This is a genomic window from uncultured Cetobacterium sp., from assembly GCF_945952365.1.
In the GTDB taxonomy this organism is placed as follows: Bacteria; Fusobacteriota; Fusobacteriia; order Fusobacteriales; family Fusobacteriaceae; genus Cetobacterium_A.
In genome coordinates, this window is the sequence record NZ_CAMFHX010000050.1 from 1 (window position 1) to 7,445 (window position 7,445).

At 25.0% G+C, this 7,445-nt stretch carries 7 protein-coding genes; 3 read left to right on the top strand and 4 right to left on the bottom strand.

The window, feature by feature from the left end; genetic code table 11:
- The first annotated feature begins 882 nt into the window (after positions 1 to 882).
- Entirely contained in the window at positions 883 to 2,853 is a 1,971-nt protein-coding gene (locus Q0O83_RS11525) for a hypothetical protein (RefSeq protein ID WP_294097238.1), read from the top strand.
- A gap of 62 nt (positions 2,854 to 2,915) precedes the next feature.
- Here the strand turns inward: Q0O83_RS11525 and Q0O83_RS11530 are convergent, their stop codons facing one another.
- From Q0O83_RS11530 to Q0O83_RS11540, 3 genes are read right to left on the bottom strand one after another with little or no spacing between them, the layout of a single operon-like run.
- Positions 2,916 to 3,173 carry a hypothetical protein gene (locus Q0O83_RS11530; protein WP_294097239.1) on the bottom strand — a complete coding sequence of 86 codons (258 nt, stop codon included), beginning with the start codon at positions 3,171 to 3,173 and terminating at the stop codon, positions 2,916 to 2,918.
- A gap of 24 nt (positions 3,174 to 3,197) precedes the next feature.
- Positions 3,198 to 3,938, bottom strand: coding sequence for a hypothetical protein (locus Q0O83_RS11535; RefSeq protein WP_294097241.1), 741 nt, complete (start codon positions 3,936 to 3,938; stop codon positions 3,198 to 3,200).
- Positions 3,931 to 4,635 (bottom strand): ParA family protein, encoded by a 705-nt coding sequence (locus Q0O83_RS11540; RefSeq protein ID WP_294097242.1) that lies wholly within the window; start codon positions 4,633 to 4,635, stop codon positions 3,931 to 3,933. The genes Q0O83_RS11535 and Q0O83_RS11540 overlap by 8 nt, the downstream gene beginning before the upstream one ends.
- Before the next feature lie 243 nt (positions 4,636 to 4,878).
- On the opposite strand from Q0O83_RS11540, the gene Q0O83_RS11545 reads away from it, so the two are divergent.
- Positions 4,879 to 5,748, top strand: a complete 870-nt coding sequence (locus Q0O83_RS11545; protein WP_294097243.1) for an RluA family pseudouridine synthase — start codon at positions 4,879 to 4,881, stop codon at positions 5,746 to 5,748.
- Between the two features lie 2 nt (positions 5,749 to 5,750).
- A complete protein-coding gene (locus tag Q0O83_RS11550; RefSeq protein WP_294097245.1) occupies positions 5,751 to 6,266 on the top strand; it encodes an NUDIX hydrolase in 516 nt (171 codons plus the stop codon).
- 7 nt (positions 6,267 to 6,273) lie between these two features.
- Here Q0O83_RS11550 and Q0O83_RS11555 read toward each other — a convergent pair.
- A partial coding sequence (locus tag Q0O83_RS11555; protein WP_294097247.1) for a PLP-dependent aminotransferase family protein occupies positions 6,274 to 7,445 on the bottom strand: 1,172 nt, incomplete at its 5' end.

A 7,445-nucleotide genomic window follows, 5' to 3' on the forward strand; every position in this document is an offset into this window, starting at 1 on the left:
CTTGCGGCCCCCTGCTCCCAAGGCAGGTGCGCTACCGGACTGCGCTATATTCCGAACTATTTTGTTTTGCATCAGCATTTGCTGCTGACAAAAATAATAGTACCATAAAAAATGTTTAATGTCAACAAACTTTTTTTATTTTTTATCTTTTTTTTATTTTTTATAAAATACTACTTCTTAATATATAATATAAAAAATTTAAGTTTAATTAAAGTTGTTGAAATTTTAATTGATAATAATATTATATTTTATGAAAAATATTATTATGTTATTTTAGAATCATAGTATTTTTAAATTAAAATTTTATATATTAAGTAAATATATTAAGAAGTTTTAATTAATATTATTGGATTCATATATTTAATTTAAAAATTAATTTATATATTTGAATTGGTTAATTAAATTTATTTAAAATATAATATTAATTTAGTGTTTAATATATACTAATTTTTTTATTTTAAGTTAGAATTGTTTATAGTTGTTTTATTTGTTTATAGTTGTTTATATTGTTGTACGGAAAAAAATAAAAGAAAAAATCATAATCTATCTTAAATAAATCAATGCTTTATATCAAATTTAAACCTAAAAAAATATAACCGTAGATGTTGTATATCTATGACCATTAGTGTTGTATATATATAGACGTAGATGTTGTATAAAAAAGACGTAGATGTTGTATATCTATAACCGTTATTGTTGTATTTTTTATATTATTTTAAAAATAACCGTTATTGCTTACTATTTTAAACCAATATAAATTTATATGGATTTTTTATACAATACATGTGGTAAAATTTCTTGAAAAAGCTTTACTTATATTGTAATATATACAATATAAAAGGAAAAAAAATAATAATATACAACATTTAAGGGCTGGTGAAAATGAAAAAAATAAAAAAATTTGAGATTCCAATGAATCAAGTTATAGATACAGGTCCAAGTGAAATAGTGGAAAAATTTTTAGATGTTTCTGAAATTGAAAATGAAAAAAATCATAGTTTAGTAAGAATAGATATAAATATGATTGAATATCCACTATTTACTAAAAGTACAAGTAAGAAAAAAAATCAAATAATAAGATACTTTTTTAATAGATCTAAAGAGGCATATATCCAGGTTAACCCGACATCAGGTGATTATATTCCTGGAGAATTAGAAGAGAGAGTTTTTATAGCTTTATTAAAAATAATGAGAGATAAAAGATACAATAATATGTTTTATACAACAATTAGTGAAATTTTAACAAATATGGGAATTGCTCAGGATTCTTTTAAAGGATTTTATGGAAGAATATCAAAAGCGTTGATAAGACTTTCGCAAACAAGTTATACGTTTAAGAATTCATTATATTCAAATAAAATTAAAGGAATAATAGAAGAACAGATAAACACGAATATCATGAATATTCATATGATTTCAGTAAAACAAGCTCAAGAATCAGAAAAAGAGTTATTTACAGATAGAAGAATAAAAGAAGTCATAAAAGTATCTATATCAGAGCATTTTTATGACAATATAATTAGAAAAGGATATTTAGTATATGATTCTCAACTGCTTTTAAGTATGGATAATCCAATAACAAGAGCATTATATATGCTAATTAATAAGTTGAGATTTAATAGAATGTATATTAAAGTTTTATCTATAAATTTAATAAAAAGAATTCCGTTAAGCGAAAATATTCAAAAAATTGGAAGAACAATAAAAGTTATAGAAAAAAGTTGCCAAGAATTGAAAAAAATGAATTTAATAGAAAGTTATACAGTTATAAAAAATAGTAAGTGGATGGAATCAGAATTTGAATTTTATTTTAATGAAAGTCATAACGAATTAAAACAAACATATTTTTATGATGATAAAAATCATTTTGATAACTTATTAATAACACATACAGATAGTGGTGTAGATTTAAAAAATGATGGGAATCATCATTTTGAAGCCGTAAAAGCTGAAACTGTAGATAGAATTCCTACAAATGAAAAATTAGAAGAAATATTGAAGGTATTGCCATCTAAAGCAAGAGAGTTGAAAACCTTACCAAAAGTAATAAAAGATGGAATAAGGCAATATGGATTTGAGCATATAAAATTTGTAGCTGAGTATATAAAAGTTCAGAAAGTTAGTAATATAAGAAGTTATATGATACAAGCTCTATCAAAAGGCTGGGCTGAAGAGTATATTTTACAGCAAAAAAATAATACATCAGAAAAGGCCAAAAGCGTTAATTTAAAATTATTAGAAATAGATTCAGATATTTTAAAAGAGAAAGAACCGGATGAGGATAAAAGATTAGAGGTAAAGAATTTTTGGGATATTTCTTCATTGGAAATAAAATCTGAAATTGAAAAAGATGCGTATAAAGATTATATAATTATGTGCGGTGTAGAAGGAAAAATTCAGAAAATGGCCTTTAGTGCAGCTAAAGATAAAATAATAAAAGATTATTTAATGAAAAACCTCTCAAAATATACAGCAGAAGAGGTCAAAAAAGTAGAAAGTATACCTTTTGAAAAATTATATACAGAAAACATAGAAATTATTCAAAGCTCTTCAGCAGAAAAGTCTAAAAATGAAAAATTAGAAATAGTAAAAGAAAAAGCAAAAGAAGTTACAGAAATAAATACAGCAGAAGAGGCCAAAAATATAGAGATAACAAAGATATACAAAAATATGTCTATGTTCCAACTAGATTTGTTAGATTTACTAGAAGGTGAAAACATAAAAGAGGTTAATAAGATAATTAGATTATTAGGAATAACAAAGTTTTTTGAAGGTGAACTTGGAAAGTTATATTTAGTTTTAGAGTATAATGAAGAAGAGGAAAGTATTATAAAAATAAAGGCATTAATTTAACAGACGTTAGTGTTGTATAAAAAAATGGATTTATCTTAATAGAAAGATAAATCCATTTTTTGTTATTCAGTTACAGAAAGAATATATTCTTTTCTTTCTAGAGATAATTTATATTCGTAAATTTTCTCTTCGCCATTTGGAGTTACTATTAGTAAATTGAAAATTCCTTCAGAAGTTTCCTCCATATTAGTAATATTAAAATCTTCAAGATCTAATTCTTCTGAAATTGAATCTAAAAAGTCGCTTTCAATTTCAAATTCAAAATATTCATTATTATGTTCAATAACATAATAAAAATCTGAGTAGTTAAATAGTTTCATATTTTTTTCCTTTCGTACGTTATATTAATTTATTTTTTCAATTTCGATTAATAAATTTTTAATTTCTTTATTTAAAAGTTCAATTTTTTCATACATATTTTTAGCTTTATCTGAGTCAATAGAAGATGTCTCAATTTTATTTTCAATAAGTATAGAAATATTTGAATTTAATTTTTCAAATAATTTCTCAATAGAAAGAACATCTGTTTTTTTTGGAGGAATAATTTTATTTTCATTTTTAAAATTAATATATTCTTTTCTAGTTTTTATTTGTCTATTAATTACAGCATTTATCAATTCTTCATTTGCATGTGGACTAGAAACTTCATATGTTAAAGATAATGGTAGTGTTTCAAAATAAAATTGGTCATCAGGAGTTAGACAATGATTTGATATAAATTTAAATCTATTAATAAGACGCTCAGCAGTTTTTTTTCCAATTTTCATATGCTCTAGCCAAATTCCAAAAGTTCCACTTTTATTATTTGAATATTTTTCATTTGCTTCTAATAATATTTCACCAGCTCTAGTATGATAATTACTTTTAGCTATGTGAAGAAGTGATTCATATCTCATAAGATCAACTTTCATTTCTGAATCTTGAATATTATCATAGTTGAAGACAACGTCAGTATCAGGTAAAAAATCTTTTTCAATGACAGTAATTTCAAATTCTTTCTTTTCACTAATAGGAGTTATAGTAGCTTCTTTTTTCTTAAAAGAATCCTGTTTTAGACGATCAAGCACATTAAGTTTTTTAACCATTAATAATTCCTCCAATAATTTCTCCATATAAATTTTGAAGTTCTTCTGCTTTTTTAGCTTGAGTTTCCCAAATTGTTTTTCCTTTTTCTGAAAGCTGTTCTTCGATAACACTTTCTGGAATTGGAGTAGTAAGTATTACTCCTGTATTGCTAAAGAAATTAGATAAACTATTGAAATACTCACGAGAAATTTTAGTGTTTCTATATAAATTTGGAACAATTTGTGTAATCTTCTTTCCCTCTGCTTTTTCAATTAATCTAGTTATTCCAGCAGTACTCAATTTGTCTAATTTTATAGGAATAATTATCTCATCTGTGATATCAAGAATAACATCATTAAGAACATTAAAAACAGGAGCACAATCAACAATAATAAAATCATAATCATTTTTTAAAGATTCGAATGCTTTTTTAATTTTATTTTTTAAATTTATTCCAAAAATATCTGTTTCTACAGGAAAATAGTCTAAATTTTCTCTGATTTTAATTTTAATATCTTCCCCATTTTGAACAAAAGACTTGAATCCCTTTCCTCCTTCGAACCACCCGCCTAGAAGAATTAGGCTATCGTTTTGAGCATCAGAGGTTATTAGTGCAGTTTTGTAGTCGAGCATAGCAAGTCCATGAGCAATATTTTTAGATAGAGTTGATTTTCCAACGCCACCTTTATTATTTTTTATAGTTATTATTTTCCCCATCAATTAACGTCACTTAAAAAAGTAACGTGTCTCACCTCCTTTTTTAATAATTATAGTATAGTTTAAAAAGGGAAAATAATCAATTTTTTTATCCGGATTTTCCGGATAAAAAAATTAAAACACGACAATTTGTCGCAATAAAATTAAAACACGACAATTTGTCGCAATAAAATTAAAACACGACAATTTGTCGCAATAAAATTAAACCTATGTTATAATAAAAATAAAAAAAGAGGTAGATTTATGAATTTTAAAGTAATAGAAAAAAATGAATTGATGAAGTTTTTGATAGAAAAATTAACAAAACAAAGTAAAAATAATATAAAAACACTTTTATCAAAAGAACAAATAATGGTAAATGGTAAGGTGGAGAGACAATTTAATCTTGCCTTAGCTGTAGGAGATGAAGTAGTAGTAAGTTGGGAAAAAAATAGAAATGATAAAACACCAAAAGGAATTAAAATTCTATTTGAAGACTCAGATATTATAGTAATAGAAAAAGAATGTGGATTACTATCAATTGCTACAGAAAAGAAAAGTAACGAAAATACAGCTTATAAATTATTAATGGATTATATAAAATCTAAAAACAAAAAAGAGAGAATTTTTATTGTACATAGATTGGATAAAGATACTTCAGGAGTTATGATTTTTGCTAAATCGGAAGATATAAAAAATAAACTTCAAGAAAATTGGAATGAATTAGTCTTAGAAAGAGAATATGCTGTTATTGTTGAAGGCGTTGTAAAAGAGAAAAAAGGACAAATAAAGTCGTATCTAAAAGAAAATAAAGCTTTTACAACATATTCTGTTAAAGATGATAAAACAGGTGGAAAATTAGCTATAACAAATTATAAAGTTGAAAAAATAAAAGGAAAATATACTTATTTAAAAGCCTCACTTGAAACAGGAAGAAAAAATCAAATAAGAGTTCATATGAGTGATATTGGTCACCCTGTAGTAGGAGATAAAAAATATGGAGCTCAAACAAATATATTAAAAAGATTAGGGCTACATGCTCATACTTTAAGAATTCAGCATCCTACAACAAATAAAACAATGAGCTTTGTATCACCTACACCAAAGGAATTTATAAGAATTATAGGAGAGTAGTTATGAAACTAAATGACTTAAAATTTTTAAAAGTAAAAATCGAAAAACACCCAACAAGAGATATCCAACTTGAATTTTTAGAAAAACCTAATGCTATTGCAGCATTAATCTTAAATTCGACAGAAGATAAAGCTTTATTAGTAGAACAATATCGTCCAGGTGTAAATGGAAAACTTTTGGAAATCCCAGCGGGTATAATAGAAAATAATGAAGATCCTAAAGAAACATTAAAAAGAGAGGTAAGAGAGGAAACTGGTTATGAGATTGAAAGCTTTGATCTTATATACGAACCTAAAAAACCACTTATTTTATCGCCAGGATATACTTCAGAAGAGCTATATATCTATATAGTAAAATTAAAATCAGAAAATGAAAAAGTTTATGAAAAGCAACTTGATGAGGGTGAAGATTTAGAATGCTTCTGGCATACATTGGAAAATATTCCAAAGCTAACAAATGATTTTAAGACATACTACGCACTTTCTTTATATAAAAATTTAAAAAATATAAAGGAGTAATTATAAATTACTCCAAATCACCTAGATTTAATTTTTGAAAAAAATCAATAGCTAATTTCAAATGAGATATTCCTTCGGGGATATCTTTTTTTTCTATTCGAGAGAAATTTAATTTTATAAAGTTATCAAATTCATAATTTACCCCTGGAACAATTCCAATTTTTTCTCGAAGTAATTTATTATAAATACTTTTTGAAGAGATATTGTCGGGTAATTGAATCCAAATAGAGCATCCACCAGAGGGTATTTCAAATTTAATATCTCGGATTTTTAAGAGCTCTTTAACTATTTCTGCTTTCACAGAAGCTAATTTTTTTCTACAAAAACTCATATGTTTTTCAATAGATCCATTATTTAGAAGTAAAGCATATGATTTTTGATATAAACTAGAAGTATTTGTGTCACTCAAAAATTTATTATTTAAAAAAGATGCTAAAAGAGCATTGGGGACAATAATAAATCCAAGTCTAAATCCAGGCATAAATATCTTTGAAAAGCTCTTAATATAGATAACTCGATCATCTTTATCTAAAGCTTTTAGAGGTATTGGTGGAAATTGAGAATAATATAAATCAGAAGAGGAATCGTCTTCTATTATAAAAAAATCAAATTTTTTAGCTAAATACAGCAGTTTTTTTCGTTTTTCTAAAGATAGATTAATGCCTGTAGGAGTTTGGAAATTAGCCATTAAATATATAAATTTAATTTTTCTTTTCAATAAAATTTTCTCTAATTGTGAAATACTAAGACCATCTTTTTCTACCTGGATTGTTTCAATATTAAAATCTTGAGATTTAAAAGATTTTATTGCACCTAGATATGTTGGTGATTCTAGAACAATACTATCCTTAGAAAAAGCTAAAGTTTTAGAAATTAAATCGATTCCTTGTTGAGCTCCAGATAATATATGAATATTATCAATTGTTGTGGAAATATTTAAATTTTTTAAAGATGATTTAATAGCTTTTCTTAATTCGAGATTACCTAATGGTCCTTCATTTATTAAAGCCATCTCTTTATCTCTATCAAGAATAAAATTGATAGCGTATTTAATATCAGAAATAGGAAGAAAGCTAAAGTTTGGAGTAGAATTAATGAAATCAATTTTTAGAGAGTGATTGATGTATAGCAATAGGTAAGGATTTGAAGTTATCTCCACCTTTTCCCCTGCTCCACACC

Excerpts from the sequence above, each read along its gene's own strand:
- Q0O83_RS11525 (WP_294097238.1), top strand. The coding sequence starts at position 883 with ATGAAAAAAATAAAAAAATTTGAGATTCCAATGAATCAAGTTATAGAT.
- Q0O83_RS11530 (WP_294097239.1), bottom strand. The coding sequence starts at position 3,173 with ATGAAACTATTTAACTACTCAGATTTTTATTATGTTATTGAACATAAT.
- Q0O83_RS11535 (WP_294097241.1), bottom strand. The coding sequence starts at position 3,938 with ATGGTTAAAAAACTTAATGTGCTTGATCGTCTAAAACAGGATTCTTTT.
- Q0O83_RS11540 (WP_294097242.1), bottom strand. The coding sequence starts at position 4,635 with ATGGGGAAAATAATAACTATAAAAAATAATAAAGGTGGCGTTGGAAAA.
- Q0O83_RS11545 (WP_294097243.1), top strand. The coding sequence starts at position 4,879 with ATGAATTTTAAAGTAATAGAAAAAAATGAATTGATGAAGTTTTTGATA.
- Q0O83_RS11550 (WP_294097245.1), top strand. The coding sequence starts at position 5,751 with ATGAAACTAAATGACTTAAAATTTTTAAAAGTAAAAATCGAAAAACAC.